The following is a 24,859-nucleotide window of genomic DNA, read 5'->3' as shown; positions in this document are numbered from 1 at the left end:
GGACAGCCGTACACAGGTACGCAGCACATGGCCCCGTGACCGCTGCGACGGCGGACGGTGGCAGGGTGCACCCGCTGCTCGTCGACACGATGCGACGCCACGCCGGCGTCTTCACCACCGCCGAGGCCCTGGGGGCCGGCGTCGACCACAACGCCATCGGCCCTCTCGTGCGCTCGGGGGCCTGGTGGCGGATCAGGTACGGCGTCTACACCACTGGTGAGCTCTGGCGCCGGCACGAGGCCCAAGGGCGCACGCACCGTCTCGAGTGCGCTGCCGCGCTCCGCCGCCTGGACCGTCCTGGCGTGGTGGTGAGCCACGACTCGGCTGCTCGGCTGCACCGGCTCGTCGTGCCGCGGTCGACCGGCGCCGAGGTGCGACTGACCGATCCGATGCAGTTCCGCACCGGTCGCGGGTACCGGGTCAGCCAGGCCTCGCTGACCCACACCGACGTCGTCCTGCTCGAAGGGCTGCCCGTCACCACGGTCACCCGGACACTGGCCGACGTCGCGCGCGAGTGGTCGTTCACCGACGCCGTGGTCGCCGCGGACGACGCGCTGGCCGACGGCCGGACGACGTCGGCAGAGCTGCGCACCGCCTCACTGGCGCAGACCCACTGGGTCGGCTGCGGCAACGCTGCGCGGGCGTTCAGCGCAGCCCGGGTGGGCGCCCACTCACCGCACGAGACGAGGACCCGGCTCGCACTGGCGGCCGCCGGGCTGCCCGAGCCACTGCTGCAGCAGGCTGTCCTCGTCGACGGCCGACTGGTCGCCGTCCTGGACATGTACTGGCCCGAGCAGGGCGTCTTCCTGGAGTGCGACGGCATGGTCAAGTACGCCGACCCATGGCGGGGCCGCACGCCGGCCGAGGTGCTGTGGGAGGAGAAGCGCCGGCAGGACCAGCTGCTCGACCTGGATCTGCACGGTCTGCGGGTCGCGCCGGGCGACCTCCGCGTGGACTGGCACGTGAAGGTCGCGCGGCTGAGCGTCCTGCTGCAGCGCGGGCGACGTGCGGTCCCTGGCTACCGGACGACGTCGTGGAACGACGGGCTCCGGACGCCGCACCGGGCCGCCGCCGGCTGACGCCGTCCGTCCCCCCCGCACCAACGTCTGTCCCCCTGCACCAACGTTGCTGCGGGAGGCCAGACGGTGATCAGGTGACCTGATCACCGTCTGGCAGCCGCCACGGTCAGGACAGGGCCTGGACCGCCATGAGGGCGTACATCGCGACGCCGGCGGGGAACGCGGCCTCGTCGAACACCACCAGGTTGGAGTGGTTGCCGGGCGCGGTCGCCGGGTCGAGCTCGGGCAGCCGCGCGCCGAGGAAGGCCATCGCGCCGGGCACCTGCTCGAGCACGTAGGAGAAGTCCTCGGCGCCCATCAGCGGCTGCGGCATCACGGCGCTGGCGTCCTCGCCCAGCAGGACGGCCGCGGCCTCGGTGACCTGCGCGGCGACCGCGGCGTCGTTGACGGTCACCGGGTAGCCCTCGACCCGCACGAACTCCCCGCGCAGCTCGTGGGCGGCGGCGACGTGCTCACCGACCCGCTGCACCGAGGCCACCATGTCGGCCCGCCGCTCCGCCGACAGGGTGCGGATCGTGCCGTGGACCAGCGCCGTCTCCGGGATGATGTTGTCGGTCCGGCCGGCCTCCAGGTGCCCGACGGTGACGACGGCGGGGTCGAAGACGTCGACGCGGCGGGTGACCATCGACTGCAGCGCCAGCACGATCTCCGCGGCCACCGGCACCGGGTCGGCCGACGCGTGCGGGGTCGAGGCGTGCCCGCCGCGGCCGTGCACGGTGATCGTGAACTGGTCGGCCGAGGCCATCATCGAGCCCGGCCGCACGTTGATCGTGCCGGTCGGGAACATGGTCGAGATGTGCAGCGCGAACGCGCCGCTGACCGGGGCCTCCGGGACGACGTCGAGCAGCCCCTCCTCGAGCATGAAGCGGGCGCCGTGGTGGCCCTCCTCCCCCGGCTGGAACATGAACACGACCTGCCCGGCGAGCTGATCGCGGCGCGCGGACAGCAGCCGGGCCGCCCCGACGAGCATCGCCACGTGGGTGTCGTGGCCGCAGGCGTGCATGACGCCGGGCTCCTCGGAGGCGAAGTCCAGGCCCGTGTCCTCGGCGACGGGCAGGGCGTCCATGTCCCCGCGCAGCAGGTAGGTGGGGCCGGGGCGGGCGCCGCGCAGCACGCCGACCACCGAGCTGGTGCTGGTGCCGGTGGTGACCTCGATCGGCAGGTCGGCCAGCGCCTCCACGATCAGCGCCTGGGTGCGCGGCAGCTGCAGCCCGATCTCGGGTGTGCGGTGCAGGGCGCGGCGGAGCTCGACGGTGCGGTCGGCGTCGGCGCGGGCGGCGGCGAGCAGGTCAGCGGCTACGGATGCGTCGGCAGGCATGTCGCACAGTCTGTAGCAACGCTCACGACCGGCGCGAGCCGCTAACGTCGCGGGCATGTCCTGGGACGACAGCCGCGCATCGTTCACCGAGGCCGCCCACTGGTTCCTCTCCACGGTCGACCGGGTCGACGCCCGGTGGGCCGAGCCCGGTCTGGGCGAGTGGGACGTGCGCGCCCTCGTCGGGCACACCAGCCGGTCGTTCCTGACGGTGGAGAGCTACCTCGCCCGCCCCGCCGCCACCGTCGAGGTGGCCTCGCCCGCCGAGTACTACGCCGCCACCCGCGCGGCGGCGTCCTCCCCGGCGGTGGCCGAACGCGGGCGCGAGGCCGGGACCGCGCTGGGCGACGCACCGGCAGCGGCGGTGCACGAGATCGCCGCGCGGGTGCTGCCGGTGGTCGCCGGCTGTGACGGCAGCGAGCTGCTGACCACGATCGCCGGCGGCATGCGGCTGGCCGACTACCTGCCGACCCGGACGTTCGAGCTGGTGGTGCACACCCTCGACCTGGCCCGGGCGCTGGGTGAGCCGCTGCAGGTCCCCGCGCTGCCCGCGGCCGAGGCCCTGTCGCTGGTCGCCGAGCTCGCGGTCACCGGCGGGCACGCCGGGGCGCTCCTGCTCGCCGCGACCGGCCGGACGACGGACCTCTCAGTCCTCTGACGCCCAGGCCGGGCGGGCGGTGTCCAGCTGCCAGACCAGCACCCGGTCACCGTCCTGCGGCTCGGGCCCGACGAGCACCTCGTCGCCGCGGACGACCACCCGCAGCCCGGCCGGCACGTCGGGCCCGGCAGCACCGACCCACAGCCGGGCGTCGGGACGGCCGAGGTCGACCCACCCCGCGGGCCGCAGCAGGACGTCGTGCGCCGGCTGCGCGCCCGGGTCGGCCGCCCGCAGGTACGTCTGGACGACGTGCGCCCCGCCGGCGCCGGCCACCTCGTCGTGCTCCATCCCGCGCCCGGCCCGCAGCACCGCGACGTCGCCCGGCCCGAGCACCGCCTCCCGGCCCCAGGCGTGCCGCAGCGAACCGGTCAGCAGCACCGCGACCACGTCGACGTCGGCGTGCGCGTGCCGCCCGTAGCCGGCGTCGGCACCGAGCCGGTCGTCGGCCATCCGCAGCAGCGGCCCCAGCGACCCGTCGTCCGGCTCCAGCAGCACCCGTGAGCTCATCCCGACAGCCTGCCCGGGAGCACGCGGAACGCAAGCGCGGTCAACAGCGACCAGGCCACCCCCAACGCCCACCCACCGACGACGTCGGAGGCGAAGTGGACGCCGAGCCACAGCCGGGTGCAGCCCACGAGCAGCGCCAGCGCCACCCCGGCGACCAGCGCCCACCGCCGACCGGACGGCGCCAGCCGCGGCCAGCCGAGCACCAGCCCCACGGTGACCAGCGTGGCGACCCCGGAGGCGTGCCCACTGGGGAAGCTCAGCGAGCTCAGCTCCGCACCGCCCTCGGCGAACTGCGGGCGCGGCCGCCCGAGCAGCTCCTTGAGCCCGGTGGTCAACGGCCCCACCAGCGCGGTGGCGACCAGCACCCACCCCGCGGTCGGCCACGCCCGGCGCCGCACCAGCCAGACCAGCACGGACAGGAAGACGACCGCCCGGACCGCCGACGACCCCGGCGCGGTGGCCACCTGCAGCACCACCTCGCGCAGCCCGGACCGGTCGTCACCGGCGTACAGGGCCGCACCGACCGACCGGTCCAGCCGCAGCACCGGACCGGCACCGGCCGCGACCGCCCAGCCCAGGAGGCCGACCAACACGAGGCAGAGGACGACGACCGCCGCGGGCCGACCCCGACGGGCGGTGTGCACCGCTCCACGATCCCCGACCGACTCCGCCGTGACAGGCTCGGGGCATGGAACCAGCCGGACGGACCGGGGACAGCGCGCCCTCGGAGGCCACGCTGCGCCGGCTCGAGCGGGCCTCGGGCGCTCTGGCGACCCAGGCCGTGGCCCGGATGGACGAGGAGCTGTCCTGGTTCCGGGCGATGCCGGCGGCCCAGCGCTCCTGGGTGACGCTGGTGGCCCAGGCCGGCATCGCCTCGCTGGTCGAGTGGTGCCGCAACCCCGGCCGCCCGCCACGGCTGACCGGAGAGGTGTTCGGCGCGGCTCCCCGCGAGCTGATGCACGCCGTCCCGCTCAAGCGCTCGGTCGACCTGATCAAGGTGACCGTCGAGGTGGTCGAGGACCGGGTCGAGCAGGTCGCCGAGCCCGGGGACGCCGGCCGGCTGCGGCTGACCGTGCTGCAGTTCAGCCGGGAGATCGCCTTCGCCGCCGCGCACGTCTACGCCAGCTTCGCCGAGAACCGCGGCGCCTGGGACGCCCGGCTCGAGGCGCTGGTCGTCGACGCCCTGGTGCGCGGCGACCGGTCCGAGGAGCTGCCGGGCCGGGCCGCCGCGCTGGGCTGGGCGGAGACCGAGCCGGTGTTCGTGCTGGTCGGAGCCGCGCCACCCGACGGGCAGGACGCCCGCGCCGCCGTCCGCCGGGCCGCCCGGTCGCTGGGCTGCGAGGTGCTGGTCGGGGTGCACGCCGACGAGCTGGTCGTCGTCCTCGGCGGCGCCGCCGACCCGGCCGCGGTGACCAGCCGGGTGTGCCGGGAGTTCGGGCCCGGCCCGGTGGTGCAGGGCCCGCGGGTCGAGTCGCTGGCCCGCGCCGGGGAGTCCGCCACCGCCGCGCTGGCCGGGCTGCGCGCCGCGGCCGCCTGGCCCGACGCGCCGCGCCCGGTGGACGCCGAGGACCTGCTGCCCGAGCGCGCCCTGGACGGCGACCCGCTGGCCCGGGCCGCGCTGTCCGAGCGGGTCGCGGTGCCGCTGCAGGCCGCCGGCGGCGAGGTGCTGGAGACGGTGCGCACCGTGCTGGGCACCGGCGGCAACCTGGAGGCCAGCGCCCGCGCGCTGTTCGTGCACACCAACACCGTGCGGTACCGGCTCAAGCGGGCCACCGAGCTCACCGGGTACTCCGCGACCGACCCGCGCGGGGCCTGGACCCTGCAGCTGGCGCTGGCGCTGGCGCAACTGGAGGGTGACCGGTCGTTGTGGCACTGACACGGCCAGTTGTGGTCTCCCCCACCGACACGCGCCCTCCGCGCTGGTTGACCTCGTCCGCCTTGTAGGGATCCTCCAAAGATCCCCGGGTGTTGTTCGTGGGCGATGCCAGCCCGCGCGCGCAGCGGGAATGGCACGGTGAACAGGTGCTCGCCGTCCTCGCCCCCGGTCAGGGGGCCCAGAAGCCCGGGATGCTCACCGAGTGGCTCGACCTCCCGGGCGCCGAGTCCTTCTTCCGCTGGGCCGGAGCGATCGCCGACGCCGACCTCCTGGAACTCGGCACCACCGGGAACGCCGAGGCCATCAAGGACACCGCGGTCACCCAGCCGCTGGTCGTCGCCATGAGCCTGTTCATCGCCCGCGAGCTGGGCGGCATGCCCGGCCCGGTCGTGCACTCGCCGCAGGCCGGCCGCGACGTCGTGATCACCGGCCACAGCGTCGGCGAGCTCACCGCCGCCGCCCTGGCCGGCGTGCTGTCGGTCGAGGCCGCGATCGCGCTGACCGCCGTCCGCGGCCGGGCGATGGCCCGCGCCTGCGCGCAGACGCCCACCGGCATGTCCGCCGTCCTGGGCGGCGACGCCGACGAGGTGCTCGCCGCGATCGAGCGACACGGGCTGGTGCCGGCGAACATGAACGGCGGCGGCCAGGTCGTCGCCGCCGGCTCGCTGGACGGGCTCGCCGCGCTCAAGGCCGACCCGCCGGCCAAGGCCCGGATCGTGCCGCTGTCGGTCGCCGGCGCCTTCCACACGTCCTACATGGCGCCCGCCCGCGAGGAGCTCGAGGCGCTCGTCGGTGGCCTGCGCCCGGCCGACCCGAGCCGGCTGCTGCTGTCCAACGCCGACGGCGCCGCGGTCGGCAGCGGCGCCGAGGTCGTCTCCCGGCTGGTCAGCCAGGTCACCAGCCCGGTGCGCTTCGACGCGTGCCTGGCCACCCTGCGCGACCTCGGCGTCACGGCCGTGCTCGAGCTGCCCCCGGCCGGCGCGCTGGCCGGCCTGGCCAAGCGCGAGTGGAAGGGCGCCGGCATCGAGGTGCTGGCGCTCACCGGCCCCGCCGAGCTGGAGCGCGCCCGCGAGCTCATCGCCGCCGAGCGCGGCCGCGCCGAGGCCGAGCACGCCCCCGACTGGCGCGTGGTCGTCGCCCCCGCCCGCGGCACCGTCGTCCCGGCCGAGGTGCCCGAGGGCACCCGGGTGCCGGCCGGCACGCCGCTGGGCCGCATCCGCAGCCGCCGCGAGGAGGTCGACGTCTCCGCCGGGTACGACGGCGTGCTGGCCGAGTGGCTCGTGCAGGACGGCGACCTCGTCGACGCCGGAGATCCGCTCGCCCGTCTCTACCCGGAGGTGTCGCAATGACCGCCATCACGCTGCGCAAGGGAGCCCCCGGCGCGCAGATCCTCGGCCTGGGCTCGTACCGGCCGCGCCGCCGGGTCACCAACGACGAGCTCGCCACGATGATGGACACCAACGACGAGTGGATCCAGACCCGCGTCGGCATCGCCGAGCGCCGCTGGGCGTCGGAGGACGAGACGCTGGTCGAGATGGCCGTCGCCGCCGGCGGCAAGGCGCTGGCGGCCAGCGGCCTGGCCCCCGAGGACGTCGACCTGGTGATCGTGGCCAGCGCCAGCCTGCGCGCGCCCATCCCGGGCATCGGCCCGCAGGTCGCCCACCGGCTGGGCATCCCCCGCCCGGGCGCCTTCGACCTCAACGCCGGCTGCGCCGGGTTCTGCTACGCCCTCGGCATGGCCAGCGACGCCATCCGCACCGGCGACTCCCGCAACGTGCTCGTCGTCGGGGTCGAGCGGCTCACCGACGTCACCGACCTGACCGACCGCACCACCGCGGTGATCTTCGCCGACGGCGCCGGTGCCGCCGTGGTCGGCGCCTCCGACGAGCCCGGCATCGGCCCGGCCGTGTGGGGCAGCGACGGCGACCAGTACAACGCCATCGAGATCGCCGCGGGCCGCTCGACGATGACCATGGCCGGTCAGGCGGTGTACCGCTGGGCGACCACCAAGCTCACCGACACGCTCCTGCAGGCGATGGAGCGGGCCGGCGTCACGGCCGCCGACATCGACGTCTTCGCCCCGCACCAGGCCAACCTCCGGATCATCGAGTCGATGGCGAAGAAGCTGGGCCTGCCCGAGAGCACCGTCATCGCCCGCGACATCGTCCAGTCCGGCAACACGTCGGCCGCCTCGATCCCGCTGGCGCTCACCGCGCTGCAGGAGTCCGGCGAGGCCGAGTCGGGCGACCTGGTGCTCGTCCTCGGCTACGGCGCCGGGCTGACCTTCGCCGGCCAGGTGCTCCGCCTCCCCTGAGGCCCGGGCCGCCGCCTCCCGGGGCGCGCCCACCCCACGACTGCCGGGACACCCGTCCCGGACGACGACGCCCCCACCCGGGACGCCGTCACCCCCGCCAGAGAGAGGACCCCGCGTGCCCAGCACCGCAGACATCCAGGCCGGTCTCGCCGAGATCCTGGAGGAGGTGGCCGGCGTGACCCCCGCCGACGCCACCCCGGAGAAGTCCTTCACCGACGACCTGGACGTCGACTCGCTGTCCATGGTCGAGATCGCCACCGCGGTCGAGGACAAGTTCGGCGTCGCGATCCCGGACGACGAGCTCGCCAACATCAAGACCGTCGGCGACGCCATGTCCTACATCGAGAAGAACCAGGGCTGATCGAAGGACCCCGTCGCCCCCCAGGACGCGCTCCGCACGCCCTGGGTCCCTACGACGGGGCCATACGAGCTCTCCCCCGGCCGTCCGGCCAGACAGTCCCAGGAAGGAACGTCCTCATGAGCACGCCCACCGCCGACGTCGTCGTCACCGGGCTCGGCGCCACCACGCCCCTCGGTGGGGACGTGCCCTCCACCTGGGAGGCACTGCTGGCCGGCCGGTCCGGGGTCAGCCGGATCACCGACGACTGGGTCAAGGAGTTCCCCGCCCAGCTGGTGGCCCGGCTCGCCAGCGAGCCCGGCGACACCCTCGACCGGGTGCGCATCCGCCGGCTCGACCGTAGCCAGCAGGTCGCCGTCGTCGCCGCCGAGGAGGCCTGGCGCGACGCCGCCGGCGCCGACTCCGGCGTCGCCCCCGAGCGGATCGCCGTCGTCTTCGGCACCGGCATCGGCGGCGCGCTGACCCTGCTCGGCCAGGACGACGTCCTGGAGGAGAAGGGCCCCAAGCGGGTCTCCCCCTTCACCATCCCGATGCTCATGCCCAACGGGCCGGCCGCCGCCGTCGGTCTGGCCGTCGGCGCCAAGGCCGGCGTGCACGCCCCGGTGAGCGCCTGCGCCTCGGGCGCGGAGGCCATCCGCTGGGGCCTGGACCTGCTGCGCCTGGGCCGGGCCGACATGGTCGTCGTCGGTGGCACCGAGGCCTGCGTCCACCCCCTCCCCATGGCCGGCTTCGCCGCCATGCGCGCCATGAGCACCCGCAACGACGACCCCGAGCACGCCTCCCGGCCCTTCGACAAGGGCCGCGACGGCTTCGTGCTCGGCGAGGGCGCGGCCGCGCTCGTGCTCGAGCGCGCCGACGCCGCCGAGGCCCGCGGCGCGAAGGTCTACGCCCGCCTCGCCGGCGCCGGCGGCACCGCCGACGGCTACGACCTGGTCGCCCCGCACCCCGAGGGCGAGGGCGCGGCCCGCGCGATCGGCGCGGCCATCCGGGACGCCGGGCTCAGCGCGTCCGACATCGGCCACGTCAACGCCCACGCCACCTCCACGCCGCTCGGCGACACCGCCGAGGCCACCGCGATCCACGAGGCGATCGGCGACCACACGCTGGTCACCGCCACGAAGAGCCAGACCGGCCACCTGCTCGGTGCCGCCGGTGCGCTGGAGTCGGTGTTCGCGATCCTCGCGCTGCGCGACCAGGTCGTGCCGGCGACCGCGAACATCGAGGACCTCGACGACAACCCGGCCGTGCAGGCGCTGGACATCGTCCGCGGCGAGCCGCGCAAGGCGACCTTCGACGCCGTCCTCAACGACTCCTTCGGCTTCGGCGGCCACAACATGGCCGTGGTGTTCACCAAGGCCTGACGAAGGACCCCGCCCCACCCCTCATCCCCGCTCCGAGGAGCTGCTCGTGACCACCGTGCACGCCGACCCGCCCGCCCCGACCGTCGACCCGCGGGACCCCGAGCACCGGCTCGCGCAGTTCTTCGACCCGGGCTCGCTGCAGCTGCTGGCCGCCCGGGACACCTCCGGTGTCCTGGCCGCCCGCGGCACCGTGGCCGGTTCGCCGACCATCGCCTACTGCACCGACGCCACGATCATGGGCGGGGCGATGGGCCTCGACGGCTGCCGGCACATCGTCGACGCCATCGACGCGGCGCTGCGCGAGCGGGTGCCGGTCGTCGGCATCTGGCACTCGGGCGGTGCCCGGCTGGCCGAGGGGGTCGTGGCCCTGCACGCGGTCGGTGAGGTGTTCGCCGCGATGGTGCGCGCCTCGGGCCGCATCCCGCAGATCTCCGTCGTCCTGGGTGCGGCCGCCGGCGGCGCGGCCTACGGGCCGGCGCTGACCGACCTGGTGATCATGAGCCCGGCGGGGCGGGTCTTCGTGACCGGCCCGGACGTCGTCCGCTCGGTCACCGGCGAGAACGTCGACCAGGAGCAGCTCGGCGGCCCCGACACCCACGGCCGCCGCTCCGGCGTCGTCCACGTGGTGACCGAGAGCGAGGCCGAGGCGCTGGAGACGGCCCGGACGGCGGTCGACCTGCTCGCCGCCCAGGGCAGCTTCGCCCCCGCCGAGGGCGAGCCGGCCGTCGACCTGATGAGCCTGCTGCCCGAGCAGCGCAACCGCGCCTACGACGTCAAGCCGCTGGTCGCCCAGCTGCTGGACGGCCATGGCCTGGAGCTGCACCCGCGGTTCGCGCCGAACGTCGTCACCACGCTGGGCCGGCTCGCCGGTCGCACCGTGGGCGTCGTGGCCAACAACCCGCTGCGGCTGGGCGGCTGCCTGGACTCCGCGTCGGCGGAGAAGGCGGCCCGGTTCGTGCGCATGTGCGACGCGTTCGGGGTGCCGCTGGTCGTGCTGGTCGACGTCCCCGGCTACCTGCCCGGCGTGGGCCAGGAGTGGGACGGCGTCGTGCGCCGCGGCGCCAAGCTGCTGCACGCCTTCGCCGAGGCCGTCGTCCCGCGGGTGACGCTGGTGACCCGCAAGTCCTACGGCGGCGCCTACATCGCGATGAACGCCCGCTCGCTCGGCGCCACCGCGGTGTTCGCCTGGCCCGGCGCCGAGGTGGCCGTCATGGGCGCCAAGGCCGCGGTCGGCATCCTGCACCGCAAGAAGCTGGCCGCCGCGCTGCCGGGTGAGCGGGAGGCGCTGCACGCGCAGCTGGCCGCCGAGCACGAGAAGATCGCCGGCGGTGTCGCCAAGGCCCAGGAGATCGGCGTGGTGGACGAGGTCGTCGACCCGACCGAGACCAAGCGCCGGCTGGTGGCCGCCCTGGCCGAGGCGCCGTCCGGCCGCGGCGCGCACGGCAACATCCCGCTCTGACCCCCGCCGGGATCAGCTGACCTGATCGTGCGTGCTCCTGGCTCACCTCCGGCGGTGAGCCAGGAGCAGGCACGGTGAGCCAGGACGGCGACGAGCCCGCCTCGAACGCAACGCGGCCCGGCCCCTCTGCGGAGGGGGCCGGGCCGCAGTCCGTGGTGCCGGTCGTCCGCTGCAGCGTGCGGACGTACGGCCCCGCTGCAGGGGCCCGGGCTGAGCCTGCGAAGCCCGGGCGGCAGCGGGGTCCTTCTTCACACGACCTGGTGCAGCCAGGTGACGGGGGCGGCGTCGCCGGCGTGGCGGTAGGCCTCGAGGTCCTCGTCCCAGGCGGCGCCCAGCAGCGTGTCGACGCCGTGGCGGAACGCCTCGACCGAGCCGGCGGTGGCGGCCAGGTGGCGGAGCTGCTGCTCGCTGATGACGAGGTCGCCGTTGGCGCTCACCGGGGAGCGGTGCACACCGCGGCCGGGCACGTAGGACATGCGCTCGCCGTCGTTGCCGTGGCTGGCCTCCTCGGTGACCTCGAAGCGCAGCATCGGCCACTGCTTGAGGGCAGCGACCAGCTTCGCCCCGGTACCGGGGGCGCCCGTCCAGGCGACCTCGGCACGGTAGGCACCGTGCGCCATGGGCTGGTCAGCCCATGACAGGGACACCGGCGCGCCGACGACGCGCTCGAGCGCCCATTCGACATGCTGGCAGAGGGCCTTCGGGCACGAGTGCACGAAGACAACACCCTGGGTTGACCGTCGCTGCACGGCGCACCTCCATCGACTCGACTGACTCCGTCTTCCCCAACGGACCTGTCGCGCGGTGGACTGCTCTCGTACGTCGGCGGCTCTCAGAGCGACCGGTGCTGAGTTTGCCGGATCGTGACCCCGTCGCGCCAGCCCGAGTTGATGTGGATGAGACGTCTGGGGCTCCAGGGGTCCAGCACTGGGGTCATCTCCGCTGCTCAGCGACGATCTTGACGCGACACGTGGACGGATCCGCCCCAGATCGTCCACCTGTCGGCCCGGCCCTCGCCGGCCACTCGGGTCGCCCCACCTCCGGAGGAGGGCCAGTGAACACCGTCGGGGCTGACCTCCACCACCGGCGGGGTGCTCCCGACGGCCGGCCAGCGGCTGCGGGTCACGGCCGCGGGCAGCACGATCACCGCGTTCGCGAACGGGGCCCAGGTCGCCCAGGTGACCACCGCGACCGCCGACCAGACCGCGACGCTGGCCGGCTTCGCGATGGGCGCCTCGGGCCTGGCCACGCGCTGGGACGACCTGGCCGTCACCGCCACTGGCTGATCGGGGGCTCGGTAGGCTGCCCGGGTCCGCCGCGGCAGGTCAACGGCGTGAGGGGCGGTAGCTCAGCCGGTCAGAGCATGGGACTCATAATCCCTGGGTCGTGGGTTCGAGCCCCACCCGCCCCACATCAAGACCGCCCCCGCGGCCGGGTGCCCGGGAGCGGCTGACGTCGACCGAGGTGACACCCTGCGCGCCATGACCGACGCGATCAACCTCTGGCCGGTGAGGCCGCCGCTTCCTTCCCGGGCGGGGTCGCGTACAGCCATGCCGCTCACGACGCCCTGACCGCCCGCATCCTCGTCGTCGAGGAGGGCGGACTCGCCTTCCCCCGCGGGCACGACATCGGGGACGCAAGTAGGTGAGCCGCGCGATCGCCCTCCACCCCGACCTGGAGGTCGTCCTCGCGGTCGGACTCGTCGCACAGGAGATCGTCGCTGCGGCTCGCCCCAGCGCCAGGCTGCTGAAGACCCGCAGTCCGCTGCGGACCAGCGCCGATCAGCGGGAAGAGATCCGCAGGACCTTCGAGCGCGCCCGGCTGGATGCCCACCCGCTGGGGCTCGACCGGGAGGGATGAGGCGTTCCCGTGCGCGGTGCAGCCGGCGACTCGCTGAGCCGCCCTGCGTCCGACGCCGTCCGACCGGGGTGAGCCCGCCGGCTGTCGGGGCGCCTGCCGTCGATCTAGGGTCGTCGGCATGGCTGACAAGAACCGCGTCCCGCGCCCGCTCGGGTGGTGCAGCTCCTGCCTCGCCCGGGACGAGCGGGAGCGCCCGGCTGTCACCGCGTACCAGGGCACGTCGCTGTGCCGCGAGTGCAACGCCGCCGCCCACACCGACCAGGCGGCGTCCCTGCGGCTGGGTGACCTGGCCGCCCAGGCGCAGACGCAGGCCGAGGCCGCCGTCGAGGAGGCCCGCAAGCTCCTGGCCCGCGCGTGGCGTCTCGGCGAGCAGCGCTGACCTCTGCGCCGCACAACCGTCCGGCCGAGGATGAGCACGTGCCCATCGACTCCACCGTCAGCTACCCCGCCTCCCCCGACGCCGTCGTCGCCGTCCTCACCGACGAGCAGTTCCTCCGCGACCGCGCGGCCGCGCTGAACGCCCAGGTGCAGGAGGTGACGGTCACCGGGCAGGCCAGCACGGTCCGGCTCTCGGCGCCCACGGCCGGCATCCCGCCGGTGTTCGCCCGTTTCGTGGGCTCCTCGGTCACCGTCGTCGAGCGCTCCGCGTGGGTCCCCGACGGCGAGGGCGGCCACCGATCGGCGCTCGACGTGCAGTCGGAGGTCTTCGGCCGTGAGGTGCGGGTCACCGGCGAGCGGCGGCTGCGTCCCGAGGCCGGCGGCACCCAGGCGACCGTCACCGGCGACGTCCGGGTCGACGCCCCGATCGTGGGGAAGCAGGCGGAGAACGCCGTCCGCGAGCTCATGACCGTCGTGCTCCGCAAGGAGGACCAGCTGCTCCGCGCCCGCCTGGCCTGACCGGACTGTCGGTGGGCCGCGCGAGGATGGGCGCATGGTGGCCTTCTTCCTCCCGCGCGCCAGCGACGACGAACAGGCCGAGCGGCTCTACGACGCCCTAGCCGAGTTCGCCGGCTGCGAGCCCGCCCCGCCCGGGCAGCGGGTCGCGTCGATCACCTTCGACCAGGACGGCGCCCAGTGGGTCGCCGCCGTCGGCGAGCCGTTGACCGGACGCCGCGTGACGCAGCAGCTGCGCCGGGGCGAGCTGATCGAGCGCACCGAGGAGCTGGGCTCCCCCACCAGGGTGCTGGCGGTCTACCCGGGCACGCCGTTCGTGGTGGTCACCGACGCCCAGCCGATCACCTCCGAGCCCTCGGAGTGGGCCAACCCGTTCACCGTCACGCCGAGCACGGTGACCCTGTTCGACCGGTGAGTCAGCGGCCCTGGCGCTGCCGGTAGCGGGCGGCCCGCTTCTCCGCCGCCGCCCGCCGCCGCTCCGACTCCGCCGCGGTGCGGCCCACCGCGGCCTGGTCGCGCACGGCCTGGGCGGTGCCCGGCGGGAAGCCGGCCTTCTTCACCCGGTTCTCGGTGGTCTCCGGCATGTAGGCGAAGGAGAAGATCAACCCCAGCAGCAGCCCGCCGAGCGCGGTCATGCCGCGGATCCAGAACGGCCCGGGCACGAGGACCAGCACCAGCGCGATCGGCACCGACATCTGCACCAGCGCCCGGGCCAGGTGCCGCTGGCCCCAGGTCTTGGTCGTGGTGTCGTGCAGCACCCAGGCGCGGTGGCGTTCGGGCAGCCCGGCGCCCATGGCGTAGCCGAGCCACCTCAGCGGGCCGGGGCGGTGCAGCTGCGTGCCGTCGTCGGTGGGCGGGAGATCCTCGGCGGGCACCCGTCCTGTGTACCGCAGCGCGGAACGGGGCGGGTGGGGCGCGTGAGGCGGATGAGTACCGGAACGTGACCTCCGGCCCTCCTCAGCGGGCTCGACGGAGAGCATCATCGGGAGATGTTCCCGCTCGTCGTGGACGACGTCGTCCCCTTCGAGGACTGGACGGCCGCCGCCCGCGCCTCCCTGGGGTTCCTGCACCGCACCGTCGGCCTGGACGCCTGGATGGTGACCCAGGTCCGGCCGCCGCACCAGGTCGTGCTGCTGTCCCACCCGCTCGAGGCCATGCTCGTCGGCACCGCCGTGCCGTGGGAGCAGACCTTCTGCCGCTCGATGGTCAGCGGCGCCGGCCCGCGGGTGGCCACCGTCGCCGCCGTCGTCCCGGCCTACCGGGACCTGGTCACCCTGCACGGCGACCGGGTCGCCGCCTATCTCGGCGTCCCGCTGGTCACCCGCTCCGGCGAGCTGTTCGGCACCCTGTGCGGCGTGGCCTCCCGCGCCCAGCCGCGCTCGCTGGCCCGGCACCTCCCGCTGGTGGAGATGACCGCCCGGATGCTCAGCACGCTCCTGCCGCCCGACGCCGGCTGACCGTCAGCGGCTCGCGGCGCGCAGCTCCCGGACGTCGATCCGCCCGCGCCCGACGTAGTACAGCGTCGTCCCCTCGCCCAGCGGGGTGTCCCACGGTGCGCTCACGGTGAGCCCCTGCGCGGTCCGGACGGCGAGCACGGTGGCCCCGAACCGCCGTCCGAGGTGGGTCTGGCAGTCGCCGAAGGTGGCGAACCCGTGCCCGGCCGGCAACCGCAGCGAGTAGGTGTTGCCGTGCCCACCGGCGCTCATCAGGTCGCTGTAGACCTCGGTGATGCCCGGGTCCAGCGCCTCCTCGGTGATCAGCGAGGGCATGTGCCACTGCACGCAGGCGATGCCGGGGTTGACGTAGCGCAGGCTGTCGCGCCGGCCGAGGTCGCGCAGCGCGGCGACGGTGTGGACGCCGGGGTTGGCGTGCTCGACCGCGACGGCGATGGCCAGCGTCTCGTTGTCGTCGCGGCCGTCGATGATCACGGTGGCCGCCCGGCCGACGCAGGCCCGGGTCATCACGTCGGCGCGGGTGAGGTCGCCGCGCACGAAGGACACGACCGGGTCCTCGGGCACCGGGTTCTCGGGGACGTCGTCCCACGCGCACAGCGCGATCGGGGTGGCGTTCTCCGCGTGCAGCTCGGCGAGCATCCGCTCGGTGCGCCCGGGCAGGTACCCCAGGACGACGACGTGATCGGTGAGCTCCAGTGTCCCCACACCCCTCTGGCGCTTGCCGCGGACCGACTGCAGGTAGTCGGCGAGCCGCGTGAACAGCAGGGTCAGCGTGACGATCCCGCCGACGATGACGTACGTGCCCACCAGGCGCCCGGCGCCCGACCGGGGGAAGAAGTCGCCGTACCCGACGGTGGCGGCGGTGACGACGAAGTACCACCAGTAGTTGCCCGGCGCGGCGATGTCGCTGTCGGGCGGCTCCACCAGGGCCATCGCCAGCCAGCTGCTCAGGAACACCAGCACGATCACGGCCAGCGGCAGGCGCCAGCCGTGCAGCCGGCTGCCCAGCAGTCGGGTCAGCCGGGAGATGAGGAGGAACACGGATCTCCTGCCGGGGTCGGACGGTGCGGGCAACCTACCGTCCGCGCGCGGGGCGTTTGGCCAGGTCGCGCGCGGAGCACCCACGCGATCATGACGACCGGGCCGGCAGACGGCGAGCGGCTCGTCGGCGGGCGCTACCTGCTCGGCGCCGAGCTCGGCCGCGGCGGCATGGGCGTCGTGTGGCGGGCCACCGACCAGGTGCTCGAGCGCCAGGTGGCACTCAAGGAGGTCACCTTCCCGGTGCACCTCACCGACGCCGAGCGCGCCGTCCTCCGTGAGCGCACGCTGCGCGAGGCGCGCGCCGCCGCACGGCTGGAGCACCCGCACGTGGTCAGCGTCCACGACGTCATCGAGGAGGACGGGCGCCCCTGGCTGGTGATGGAGCACGTCCCCTCCCGCAGCCTGCAGCAGGTCCTGGAGGACGACGGCCCGCTGACCCCGTCGGCGGCCGCTCGGATCGGGCTCGACGTCCTGTCGGCCCTCGAGGTCGCCCACGCCGCGGGCATCGTGCACCGCGACGTGAAGCCGGGCAACGTGCTGCTCGACGACGGCGACGGGCGCGCCTGGCTCACCGACTTCGGCATCGCCACCGCGACCGACGAGTCGTCGCTGACCGCCCAGGGGGCGGTGCTCGGCTCCCCGTCCTACATGGCTCCCGAGCAGGCCCGGGGCGAGCAGGCCACGCCGGCGGCCGACCTGTGGTCGCTCGGCGCGACGCTGTTCACCGTCGTGGAGGGCCGGCCGCCCTTCGACCGCGGGGCCCCGATGGCGACGCTGCTGGCGGTGGTGCGCGAGGAGCCGGCCACGATGGGCGCCGCCGGTCCGCTGGCTCCCGTGCTGAGCGGGTTGCTGACCAAGGACCCCGGCGCCCGGCTGACCGCGGCGCAGGCCCGGCACGAGCTGGAGCAGGTCGCCGCCGGGGAGGACGCGACACCGGCCGCCCCCCGGGTCGCCGGTGGTGCGAGCGGCGCGGCGCTCGGCGGGCAGGTCCAGCGTTTCGAGCTGGCCGACCTGCTGGCCCTGGCCTCGTCGTCGAAGTCCGTGGTGGGCACGGCCGTGCGCGGCGCCCGCAGCGTCCGCGACGCCGCCGACCGGCGCCGGGCGGACGCCGAGGCCGCGCCCACCCGCACCCGGCACGAGCGTCGGCAGGCGGTCAAGCAGCGGCGGCTGCGGTTCAAGCGGCGCTGGGTCGTCGTCCCGATGGTGTTGCTGGCCCTGCTCGTGCTCCTCGTGCTGGGTGCGCTGGCGCTGCTGGTCACCGGCGTCCTCGAGCTGTCCTGAGCTGCCCGCGCCTGCCCCGGCAGGAGCGCGGGTAGGCGGTGGTCATGGAGAGCCGTGACCTGCTGCTGACCGCGTTCGACAACATCGAGGAGGTCGTCCGCGGCGCCGTCGAGGGGATCGACCCCGCGCTGCTCACCGTGCGCCTGGACCCCGACGCCAACACGATCGCCTGGCTGGTCTGGCACCTGAGCCGGGTGCAGGACGACCACGTCTCCGCGGTCGCCGGCACCGAGCAGGCCTACACCGCCGACGGCTGGGCGGACCGGTTCGGGCTGCCGTTCGAGCCCGGCGCCATCGGCTACGGCTTCAGCAGCGACGACGTCGCCGCCACCGTCGTCACCGACCCGCAGCTGCTGGTCGACTACCACGCCGCGGTGCACCGCCGGACCGCCGCGTTCCTGCGCACCCTGTCGGACGACGACCTCGACCGCGTCGTCGACGAGAACTGGGACCCGCCGGTGACCCTCGGCGTCCGGCTGCTCAGCGTGATCGGCGACGACCTGCAGCACGCCGGTCAGGCCGCGATCGTGCGCGGGTCCCTCGAGCGGCGCTGAGCGTCAGACGGCGTGCCGGAGCGGGGTCACGGTGCGCTCGCGGCACTCGGCGCAGGTGGAGCGGCCCGAGCGCAGCCGGTCCCAGTCCTGCGAGCCCCACACCTGCACGATGGCGCCGCAGACGGCCAGCTCCACCTCCCCGTCGAGCTCGTCGGCGGGCCGGTGCGCCTCGACCGCGTGCCAGGACATCGGCTGGTCGGCCGGCTGGGCCCAGGAACGACGGTCGGGTCGAGCGAAGCCCACGGCGTAGGTGTTCCCGCGCTGAACTGTGGTCACGGCAGACGGTGTGCCCTGCAACACGTCATCTCAATCATCTGCCGGGTGGTCCGTCGTGCACCACCGATCAGCGCTCGGCGGCGTCGACCAGCTCCGCGAGCGCCAGCCGCAGGGCGCCGACCCGGTCCTCGCCCAGCGCCCGGGCGAGCGCGGCCTCCCGCGCCTCGACCAGCGCCTCCCACCGGGCCAGCCGGGTCCGACCGGCCGCGGACAGGTGGACGACGACCCGCCGGCGGTCCTCGGGGTCGGGCAGCCGGTAGACCAGCGCCGCGTCGACCAGCCCGTCGACCACGCGCGTCGCGGTGGGCCCGGGCAGCTGCAGCCGGGTGACCAGCCCGCCCATCGCGCACCCGGGCGTGACCGCCAGCGCCCGCAGGACCCGGTAGCCCTCCAGCGTGCCGCCGTCCTCGGCCAGCACCGCGGACACCGCGCGCTCGACCTGGCGGGAGGTGGCGGTGAGCAGCTCGACGAGGTCCGGGCGGACGGTCGGAACGGCTTCGACGTCCCGCCCCGGCATGCGGCTGACCATACTCAGCGGCGTGCCCGGCACACCGTCCCCGCTGCGCGACCCGTGGGACGTCCTCGTGTCCGGTCCGGCGCCGGACGTCGTCCGGATCGGGCTCGCGGTGCCGCTGACCGGGCCGCTCGCGCTGACCGCCCCCTCGGCGCTGGACCTCGCCGCCCTGGCCGCCGACGAGTGCACCGAGGCCGGCGGCGTCGCCGGGCGGCGGGTCGAGCTGGTGCCGGTCGACTCGGGCCGGGCGCCGGAGCTCGTCGTGGCCGAGGCCGTGGCGCTCCGGGAGGCCGGCGTCTTCGAGAGCCTGGTCGGCTTCCACACCAGCGACGTGCACCGCGCGCTCGCCCGGGCGTGGGCCGGCCGGGGCAGCTACGTCTTCACGCCGCCGCACGAGGGGGGCCGCGGCGTCGGGGGCGTCCGGCGCACCGGCCCCGGGCCGGGCGACCAGCACGCCGCCGCGCTCGGCTGGCTGGTGCGCCACCGCCGGGCGACCCGCTGGGTCCTGCTGGGCACCGACTACGTCTGGCCGCGCGCGGTCCACCGGGCCGCCCGGACGACGCTGGCCGGGCTGGGCGCGCAGGTCGTCGGCGAGGCGCTGGTCCCCTTCGGCCCCGGCGACCCCGGCCCGCTGCTGGACCTCGTGGTCCGCACCCGCGCCGACGCCGTCCTGCTCAGCCTGGTCGGCCGGGACCTGGTGCTCTTCCACCGCGAGTTCGCCCGCGCCGGGCTGGACCGCCGGGTGGTGCGGCTGTCCGGCGCGCTGGAGGAGAACGGCCTCTACGCCCTGGGCGGCGACACCACCGGCGAGCTCTACGCGACGATGCCCTCGTTCGCTGCCGGGTCCGCGTCGGCCGACGAGCACCAACTGGCCCTGCAGGAGCGCCACGCCCGGCGCGCGGGCGCCGCAGCACCGGTGGTCTGCGCCTACGCCCGCGGCCTGCACGACGGGGTGCGGCTGGCGTGCGCCCTGCTCGCCGGGAGTCGGACGGCGCCCACCGGTCCCCCGCCGCCCCGACTGGCGCGGGCGGACGGGCTGACCTTCGAGGAACTGACCAGCGCGTGAGATCTTGTTTCCACACGGAAACAAATTGCTCCTACGCTCCTCCCGTCCGGCCACGGGCCGGCTGAGGAGAGGACCCGCCGTGAGCGACCCACGCACCACCCGCAGCGCCTCCACCGCACCGCCGGCGACGTCCCCCGGCAGGGACGGCGTCGAGGCGTTCGGCTACCAGCAGGAGCTCAAGCGCTCGCTGAGCTTCGCCGACCTGCTGGTCTACGGACTCGTGTTCATGGTCCCGATCGCGCCGTTCGGCATCTTCGGCAGCGTCTTCTCCGGCTCCGGCGGGATGATCGCGCTCGCCTACGCCATCGGCGGGCTGGCCATGGCCTTCACCGCCTCATCGTACGCGCAGATGTCGCGGGCCTTCCCGATGGCCGGGTCGGTCTACACCTACGCCGGGCGCGGCATCGGCCAGCCGGTCGGCTTCCTCGCCGGCTGGATGATCCTGCTCGACTACGTGCTGATCCCCGGCCTGCTCTACCTGATCGCCGCGGTCGCCATGAACGCCATCGTCACCAGCATCCCGGTGTGGACCTGGGTGGTCGGCTTCGTCGTGCTGAACACGGTCGTGAACTACCTCGGCATCGAGTTCACCGCGCGGATCAACAAGATCATGCTGATCGGCGAGCTGATCGTGCTCGCCGTGTTCGTGGTGATCGGCCTGCTCGCGCTGGCTGCCGGGAACGGCAACGGCAGCGACGTGTTCTCCCCGATCTACAACAGCGACACGTTCTCGGTCAGCCTGGTCTTCGGCGCCGTCTCGATCGCGGTGCTGAGCTTCCTGGGCTTCGACGGCATCTCCACCCTGGCCGAGGAGAACCGCGAGTCCGCGCGCTCGATCGGCAAGTCGATGATCGCCGCGCTCGCGCTGGCCGGGACGTTGTTCATCGTGCAGACCTGGATCGCCGCGCTGCTCGTGCCCGCACCGGAGACCCTGATCGCCGAGGGCGACGCCGGGGGCACCGCCTTCTACGACGCCGCCGAGGCCGCGAGCGGGCACTGGCTCTACATCGTCACCGCCGTGGCGACCGCCGTCGCCTGGGGCTTCGCCAACTCCCTGGTCGCCCAGGCCGCCACCTCGCGGCTGCTGTTCGCCATGGCCCGCGACCGGCAGCTGCCCGGCTTCCTGCGCAAGGTGCACCCGACCCGCCGCGTGCCGGTCAACGCCACGCTCCTGGTCGCAGCCGTCAGCCTGGCACTGGGCCTGTACATGACCACCCGCGACGACTACGGCATCAGCACGCTCTCCACGCTGGTCAACTTCGGCGCCCTGTCGGCCTTCCTGGTGCTGCACGTGGCGGTCGTCGTCCACTTCGTGGTGCGGCAGGGCAGCCGCGACTGGTGGCGCCACCTCGTGGTGCCGGTCGTCGGGTTCGCGATCCTGGTGGCCGTCGTCGTCAACGCCGACGTCGCAGCCCAGCGGCTGGGCTTCGTGTGGTTCGGGATCGGCGCGCTGGTGCTGGTCTTCCTGGTGACCACCGGGCGCAAGCCGGTGCTGGCGGAGGAGAAGTGACCCTCGAGGTCGTCTCCCTCGACCCGACCCCGGACCAGCTGCGCTACACCTTCGGTGGCGGCGAGCCGCTGCTGCGGGTGCAGCCGGGCACGGTCGTCGAGCTCACCACCGAGGACTGCTTCGGCGGCCGGGTGCGCACGGCCGACGACCTGCCCAGCCGGGTCTGCGCGTTCCCCTACCTCAACCCGGTCACCGGGCCGGTGCACGTCGAGGGCGCCGAGCCCGGCGACACGCTCGCCGTGCACGTCGTCGACATCGCGCCCGCCCGGGACTGGGCGGTGTCGACGACGTTCCCGCACTTCGGCGCGCTGACGGCCACCCACGAGACGGCGATGCTGCACGACCCGCTCGAGGAGGTCGTCTGGGTCTACGAGGTCGACCGGGAGAAGGGCACCTGCCTGTTCCGGCCGCGCCGGGGCGGGCCGGAGGTGGAGCTGCCGCTGGACTGCATGCACGGCACGCTCGGCGTCGCGCCGGCCGCCGGCCAGGTGTTCATGTCGATCACCCCGGCGGCGCACGGCGGCAACATGGACACCCCCGAGCTGCGCGCCGGGACGACGGTCTACCTCGGCGTCAACGTCCCGGGGGCGCAGCTGTCCCTGGGCGACGGGCACTGCCGGCAGGGCGAGGGCGAGGTGTGCGGCACCGCCGTCGAGGCGGCCATGCGCACCGTCGTGGTGGTCGACCTGGTCAAGGGCGGCGCACCGGCCTGGCCGCGACTGGAGAGCGACGAGTTCCTGATGTCGACCGGCTCGGTGCGGCCGCTGGAGGACGCCTACCGGATCAGCCAGCGGGACCTGGTCGGCTGGGCCGCCGAGCTCGCCGGCTGGGACACCCTGGACGCCTACCAGCTGGTCAGCCAGGCCGGGCTCGCGCCGGTGGGCAACGTCGTCGACACCAATTACACGATGGTGGCGAAGCTGCCCAAGCGGTTCCTGCCCGGCGCGGCCGCGTTCGACGGCGTGCACGCCCGGCTCCGCGAGACCGGCGCCGCCTACCTGTCCCAGCGCTGACCGGTCGCTGGACCTCGCCCGCGCGGCGGGGTCCAGCGGCGGCCGGTCAGTGGAGCTGGTGCACCACCGCGTGCCCCTTCCCGCGGCTGATCAGCCAGCGGTTCACCGGCACGGTGAGCACGAAGGCCACGGCCAGGGCCCCGGCGAGGGAGAGCCAGAAGAGCGCGCTGCCCAGGCCGGCGTCCATCGCACCGGGGACGGTCAGCATCACCGTGTTGTCGACCAGCTCCATCACCGCGATGGACACGGTGTCCGCGGCCAGCGCGACGCCGAACGCCGCCCGCAGCGGCAACCCGCTGCGCAACACGCCCCGCATCGTGAAGGCGTAGCCGAAGACGAACGCCAGCGCGACCGCCAGGACGACGGTGGCGGCGTCGTGCAGACCCAGCGCCGTCCCGATCGCCATCCCGAGCACCTCGCCGATGGCGCAGCCGGTGAGGCAGTGCAGGGTCGCCTGGACGGCCATCCCCCAGCCGACGGACGGGGCTGGGCCATGGGCTGTGTGGACTGCTCTGTCGTGCATGACGCCTCCTCGGGACGGATGACGTCTGTATACCCCCGGGGGGTACCCGACGCAAGGAGTCGGGCGCCGACCCCGCGTTCCCCTCCTTGGCTACATCTGCCTACCCGATCCGGGTCATTGGTGAGACCTGCAGCACACTCCACGCCGGAGGACTGCCGATGATGGCGACATGTCACGTCGGCTCGCAACGATGCGGACCTCGACCGAGCAGCAGGTCGCGTCCACCCCGTCCCTCTCGCCCTGGTGGCGGTCGGCGGTCGTCTACCAGGTCTACCTGCGGTCCTTCGCCGACAGCAACGGCGACGGCATCGGCGACCTGGCCGGCCTGCGCTCGCGGCTGCCCTACCTGTCGTGGCTGGGTGTCGACGCGCTGTGGATCAACCCGCACTACCCCTCCGGCGGTGCCGACGGCGGCTACGACATCTGCGACTACCGCGCGGTCGACCCCGACTACGGCGACGTCGCCGACCTGGAGGCGCTGGTCGCCGACGCCCGGCAGCTGGGCCTGAAGGTCGTGCTCGACGTGGTCCCCAACCACACCTCCGACCAGCACCCGTGGTTCCAGGCCGCACTCGCCGACCCCGGCTCCCCCGAGGCCGCGCGCTACCACTTCGCCCCCGCGTCGGAGGAGCCGCCGAACAACTGGCAGTCGCTGTTCGGCGGGCCGGCCTGGTCGCGCACCCCCGACGGCCGCTGGTACCTGCACCTGTTCGCCCCCGAGCAGCCCGACCTCAACTGGCGCGACCCCGCCGTCGCCGCCGACTTCGAGAAGACCCTGCGGTTCTGGCTGGACCGCGGCGTCAGCGGCTTCCGGGTCGACGTGGCCTACGGCCTGTTCAAGGACGCCCAACTGCGGGACAACCCCGGGACGTACTCCCCCACCCTGTTCGGGCACGGCCCGGAGCAGGCGATGACCTGGAACCAGCCCGAGGTGCACGACGTGTGGCGCCGGTGGCGGGCAGTCTGCGACGAGTACCCGGACACCATGGTCGTCGGCGAGGTCTGCCTGGCCGACCCGGAGCAGGTGGCCCTGTACTCCCGCCCCGACGAGATGCACCAGTCGTTCTGCTTCCGGCTGCTGAAGTCCGGCTGGGACACCGAGGCCTTCGCCGACGGCGTGCGCAGCGCCCTCGACGCGTTCGGCGCGGTCGGCGCCCCGGTCTCCTGGGTGCTGGGCAACCACGACAAGGACCGCCAGGTCACCCGCTTCGGCGGCGGCGCGCTCGGCACCGCCCGGTCCCGCGCCGCGGCGCTGCTCATGCTGTCGCTGCCCGGCTCGGCCTACCTCTATGCCGGCGACGAGCTGGGGCTGCCGCAGGCCGTCGTCCCCGACGAGGCGAAGACCGACCCGATCTTCTTCCGCAGCGGTGGCGCCCGCGCCGGCCGCGACGGCTGCCGGGTGCCGATGCCGTGGAACGACTCGGCCGGTGTCGGCTTCTCCCCCGACGGCGCCGCCGACCCGTGGCTGCCCATCCCCGCCGACTGGAGCGGCTACGCGGTCTCGAACCAGACCCGGGACGGCGGCTCGATGCTCACCCTCTACCGCCGGGCGCTGGCGCTGCGGGCCGCGACCCCGGCGCTGGGTTCGGGCGAGGCGACGGTCGAGACGGCCGGCGACGTCCTCACCGTGCACTGCACCGGGGACGGCGAGCGGGTGCGCTGCGTGGTCAACATGGGCGCGGAGACCGTGCTGGTGCGGACGACGGGCACCGTGCTGCTGGCGTCGTCGACCTCGGTGCGCCAGTCCGCGGGCAGCATCGCCCTCCCCGCGAACACCGCCGTCTGGATCAGCGAGGCCTGACGCCCTGCGCCGTCGTGCGCGCCCCCGCCGTCCTCACCGACGGCGAGGGCGCACGACGGCGCGACACCGCCACCACGAGCCCGCGCCCACCGCGACGTTCCAGACCGCGGCGGACCGGGCACCTGCTCCCCGTCGACACGAACGG

Annotated in this window: 29 protein-coding genes and 1 tRNA gene; 21 read left to right on the top strand and 9 right to left on the bottom strand. The window is 74.7% G+C overall.

The window, feature by feature from the left end:
* Window positions 1-65: 65 nt before the first annotated feature.
* The gene (locus ACGBYP_RS03095; RefSeq protein WP_411581794.1) at window positions 66-1,079 is read left to right on the top strand and encodes a hypothetical protein; all 1,014 of its coding nucleotides are present in this window, start codon (window positions 66-68) and stop codon (window positions 1,077-1,079) included.
* A 106-nt stretch (window positions 1,080-1,185) separates the two neighbouring features.
* On the opposite strand, the gene ACGBYP_RS03090 is transcribed toward ACGBYP_RS03095, so the two are convergent.
* A complete protein-coding gene (locus ACGBYP_RS03090) occupies window positions 1,186-2,397 on the bottom strand; it encodes a M20 metallopeptidase family protein (RefSeq protein WP_411581793.1) in 1,212 nt (403 codons plus the stop codon).
* A gap of 55 nt (window positions 2,398-2,452) precedes the next feature.
* Here ACGBYP_RS03090 and ACGBYP_RS03085 point away from each other — a divergent pair, with 55 nt between their 5' ends.
* On the top strand, window positions 2,453-3,052 hold the full coding sequence (locus ACGBYP_RS03085) for a maleylpyruvate isomerase N-terminal domain-containing protein (protein WP_411581792.1): 600 nt from the start codon (window positions 2,453-2,455) through the stop codon (window positions 3,050-3,052).
* Here the strand turns inward: ACGBYP_RS03085 and ACGBYP_RS03080 are convergent.
* Complete coding sequence (locus ACGBYP_RS03080) at window positions 3,041-3,559, bottom strand: pirin family protein (protein ID WP_411581791.1); 519 nt, start codon at window positions 3,557-3,559, stop codon at window positions 3,041-3,043. The two genes, ACGBYP_RS03085 and ACGBYP_RS03080, sit on opposite strands and share 12 nt — an antisense overlap.
* The gene (locus tag ACGBYP_RS03075) at window positions 3,556-4,152 is read right to left on the bottom strand and encodes a phosphatase PAP2 family protein (RefSeq protein WP_411581790.1); all 597 of its coding nucleotides are present in this window, start codon (window positions 4,150-4,152) and stop codon (window positions 3,556-3,558) included. Before ACGBYP_RS03075 ends, ACGBYP_RS03080 begins: the two co-directional genes overlap by 4 nt.
* Window positions 4,153-4,247: 95 nt before the next feature.
* Here ACGBYP_RS03075 and ACGBYP_RS03070 point away from each other — a divergent pair, with 95 nt between their 5' ends.
* The 6 genes from ACGBYP_RS03070 (at window position 4,248) to ACGBYP_RS03045 (ending at window position 10,927) form a co-directional block, all read left to right on the top strand.
* Window positions 4,248-5,435 (top strand): PucR family transcriptional regulator, encoded by a 1,188-nt coding sequence (locus ACGBYP_RS03070; protein WP_411581789.1) that lies wholly within the window; start codon window positions 4,248-4,250, stop codon window positions 5,433-5,435.
* 98 nt (window positions 5,436-5,533) lie between these two features.
* On the top strand, window positions 5,534-6,784 hold the full coding sequence (locus ACGBYP_RS03065) for an acyltransferase domain-containing protein (protein WP_411581788.1): 1,251 nt from the start codon (window positions 5,534-5,536) through the stop codon (window positions 6,782-6,784).
* Entirely contained in the window at window positions 6,781-7,749 is a 969-nt protein-coding gene (locus tag ACGBYP_RS03060) for a beta-ketoacyl-ACP synthase III (protein WP_411581787.1), read from the top strand. Before ACGBYP_RS03065 ends, ACGBYP_RS03060 begins: the two co-directional genes overlap by 4 nt.
* A 115-nt stretch (window positions 7,750-7,864) precedes the next feature.
* Window positions 7,865-8,110, top strand: coding sequence for an acyl carrier protein (locus ACGBYP_RS03055; protein ID WP_110551396.1), 246 nt, complete (start codon window positions 7,865-7,867; stop codon window positions 8,108-8,110).
* A gap of 116 nt (window positions 8,111-8,226) precedes the next feature.
* Window positions 8,227-9,468: a beta-ketoacyl-[acyl-carrier-protein] synthase family protein gene (locus tag ACGBYP_RS03050; RefSeq protein ID WP_411581786.1), complete on the top strand. Its 1,242-nt coding sequence runs from the start codon at window positions 8,227-8,229 to the stop codon at window positions 9,466-9,468.
* 46 nt (window positions 9,469-9,514) lie between these two features.
* Window positions 9,515-10,927, top strand: coding sequence for an acyl-CoA carboxylase subunit beta (locus ACGBYP_RS03045; protein ID WP_411581785.1), 1,413 nt, complete (start codon window positions 9,515-9,517; stop codon window positions 10,925-10,927).
* Window positions 10,928-11,175: 248 nt separating this feature from the next.
* Here ACGBYP_RS03045 and ACGBYP_RS03040 read toward each other — a convergent pair whose 3' ends face one another.
* Window positions 11,176-11,643, bottom strand: a complete 468-nt coding sequence (locus ACGBYP_RS03040) for a DUF3145 domain-containing protein (protein WP_411581784.1) — start codon at window positions 11,641-11,643, stop codon at window positions 11,176-11,178.
* 375 nt (window positions 11,644-12,018) lie between these two features.
* Between ACGBYP_RS03040 and ACGBYP_RS03035 the strand changes: the two genes are divergently transcribed.
* The 6 genes from ACGBYP_RS03035 to ACGBYP_RS03010 all read left to right on the top strand — a co-directional run bounded on the left by ACGBYP_RS03035 (window position 12,019) and on the right by ACGBYP_RS03010 (window position 14,096).
* Entirely contained in the window at window positions 12,019-12,213 is a 195-nt protein-coding gene (locus tag ACGBYP_RS03035; RefSeq protein WP_411581783.1) for a hypothetical protein, read from the top strand.
* Window positions 12,214-12,264: 51 nt separating this feature from the next.
* Window positions 12,265-12,338, top strand: a tRNA-Ile gene (locus ACGBYP_RS03030).
* Window positions 12,339-12,571: 233 nt separating this feature from the next.
* Window positions 12,572-12,787 (top strand): hypothetical protein, encoded by a 216-nt coding sequence (locus ACGBYP_RS03025; RefSeq protein WP_411581782.1) that lies wholly within the window; start codon window positions 12,572-12,574, stop codon window positions 12,785-12,787.
* A gap of 118 nt (window positions 12,788-12,905) precedes the next feature.
* Entirely contained in the window at window positions 12,906-13,166 is a 261-nt protein-coding gene (locus ACGBYP_RS03020) for a hypothetical protein (protein ID WP_411581781.1), read from the top strand.
* A gap of 38 nt (window positions 13,167-13,204) precedes the next feature.
* Complete coding sequence (locus ACGBYP_RS03015) at window positions 13,205-13,684, top strand: DUF2505 domain-containing protein (protein WP_411581780.1); 480 nt, start codon at window positions 13,205-13,207, stop codon at window positions 13,682-13,684.
* Between the two features lie 34 nt (window positions 13,685-13,718).
* Entirely contained in the window at window positions 13,719-14,096 is a 378-nt protein-coding gene (locus ACGBYP_RS03010; protein ID WP_411581779.1) for a hypothetical protein, read from the top strand.
* A gap of 1 nt (window position 14,097) precedes the next feature.
* On the opposite strand, the gene ACGBYP_RS03005 is transcribed toward ACGBYP_RS03010, so the two are convergent.
* On the bottom strand, window positions 14,098-14,556 hold the full coding sequence (locus tag ACGBYP_RS03005) for a DUF5313 family protein (RefSeq protein WP_411581778.1): 459 nt from the start codon (window positions 14,554-14,556) through the stop codon (window positions 14,098-14,100).
* Between the two features lie 114 nt (window positions 14,557-14,670).
* On the opposite strand from ACGBYP_RS03005, the gene ACGBYP_RS03000 reads away from it, so the two are divergent.
* Window positions 14,671-15,138, top strand: a complete 468-nt coding sequence (locus tag ACGBYP_RS03000; protein WP_411581777.1) for a GAF domain-containing protein — start codon at window positions 14,671-14,673, stop codon at window positions 15,136-15,138.
* Window positions 15,139-15,141: 3 nt separating this feature from the next.
* Here the strand turns inward: ACGBYP_RS03000 and ACGBYP_RS02995 are convergent, their stop codons facing one another.
* Window positions 15,142-16,176 (bottom strand): ion channel, encoded by a 1,035-nt coding sequence (locus tag ACGBYP_RS02995; protein ID WP_411581776.1) that lies wholly within the window; start codon window positions 16,174-16,176, stop codon window positions 15,142-15,144.
* Window positions 16,177-16,266: 90 nt separating this feature from the next.
* Between ACGBYP_RS02995 and ACGBYP_RS02990 the strand changes: the two genes are divergently transcribed.
* On the top strand, window positions 16,267-17,457 hold the full coding sequence (locus ACGBYP_RS02990) for a serine/threonine-protein kinase (protein ID WP_411581775.1): 1,191 nt from the start codon (window positions 16,267-16,269) through the stop codon (window positions 17,455-17,457).
* A 44-nt stretch (window positions 17,458-17,501) separates the two neighbouring features.
* Window positions 17,502-18,011 carry a mycothiol transferase gene (locus ACGBYP_RS02985; protein ID WP_411581774.1) on the top strand — a complete coding sequence of 170 codons (510 nt, stop codon included), beginning with the start codon at window positions 17,502-17,504 and terminating at the stop codon, window positions 18,009-18,011.
* Between the two features lie 3 nt (window positions 18,012-18,014).
* Here the strand turns inward: ACGBYP_RS02985 and ACGBYP_RS02980 are convergent, their stop codons facing one another.
* The gene (locus tag ACGBYP_RS02980; protein ID WP_411581773.1) at window positions 18,015-18,287 is read right to left on the bottom strand and encodes a hypothetical protein; all 273 of its coding nucleotides are present in this window, start codon (window positions 18,285-18,287) and stop codon (window positions 18,015-18,017) included.
* A 67-nt stretch (window positions 18,288-18,354) separates the two neighbouring features.
* Window positions 18,355-18,804 (bottom strand): MarR family winged helix-turn-helix transcriptional regulator, encoded by a 450-nt coding sequence (locus ACGBYP_RS02975; protein ID WP_411581772.1) that lies wholly within the window; start codon window positions 18,802-18,804, stop codon window positions 18,355-18,357.
* A 22-nt stretch (window positions 18,805-18,826) separates the two neighbouring features.
* Here ACGBYP_RS02975 and ACGBYP_RS02970 point away from each other — a divergent pair, with 22 nt between their 5' ends.
* From ACGBYP_RS02970 to ACGBYP_RS02960, 3 genes are all read left to right on the top strand, one after another.
* Entirely contained in the window at window positions 18,827-19,867 is a 1,041-nt protein-coding gene (locus ACGBYP_RS02970) for an ABC transporter substrate-binding protein (protein WP_411581771.1), read from the top strand.
* 79 nt (window positions 19,868-19,946) lie between these two features.
* Window positions 19,947-21,377, top strand: a complete 1,431-nt coding sequence (locus tag ACGBYP_RS02965) for an APC family permease (RefSeq protein ID WP_411581770.1) — start codon at window positions 19,947-19,949, stop codon at window positions 21,375-21,377.
* The gene (locus ACGBYP_RS02960) at window positions 21,374-22,390 is read left to right on the top strand and encodes an acetamidase/formamidase family protein (RefSeq protein WP_411581769.1); all 1,017 of its coding nucleotides are present in this window, start codon (window positions 21,374-21,376) and stop codon (window positions 22,388-22,390) included. Before ACGBYP_RS02965 ends, ACGBYP_RS02960 begins: the two co-directional genes overlap by 4 nt.
* A gap of 46 nt (window positions 22,391-22,436) precedes the next feature.
* Here the strand turns inward: ACGBYP_RS02960 and ACGBYP_RS02955 are convergent, their stop codons facing one another.
* On the bottom strand, window positions 22,437-22,856 hold the full coding sequence (locus ACGBYP_RS02955; protein WP_411581768.1) for a DUF4396 domain-containing protein: 420 nt from the start codon (window positions 22,854-22,856) through the stop codon (window positions 22,437-22,439).
* Between the two features lie 247 nt (window positions 22,857-23,103).
* On the opposite strand from ACGBYP_RS02955, the gene ACGBYP_RS02950 reads away from it, so the two are divergent.
* Complete coding sequence (locus tag ACGBYP_RS02950) at window positions 23,104-24,714, top strand: glycoside hydrolase family 13 protein (protein ID WP_411581767.1); 1,611 nt, start codon at window positions 23,104-23,106, stop codon at window positions 24,712-24,714.
* Window positions 24,715-24,859 lie beyond the last annotated feature (145 nt).

The sequence above is a fragment of the Modestobacter sp. SSW1-42 genome (assembly GCF_046635825.1).
Lineage (GTDB): Bacteria > Actinomycetota > Actinomycetes > Mycobacteriales > Geodermatophilaceae > Modestobacter.
Note: the sequence above shows the minus strand (reverse complement) of the source record. Positions and strands in the feature narration are given on the sequence as shown.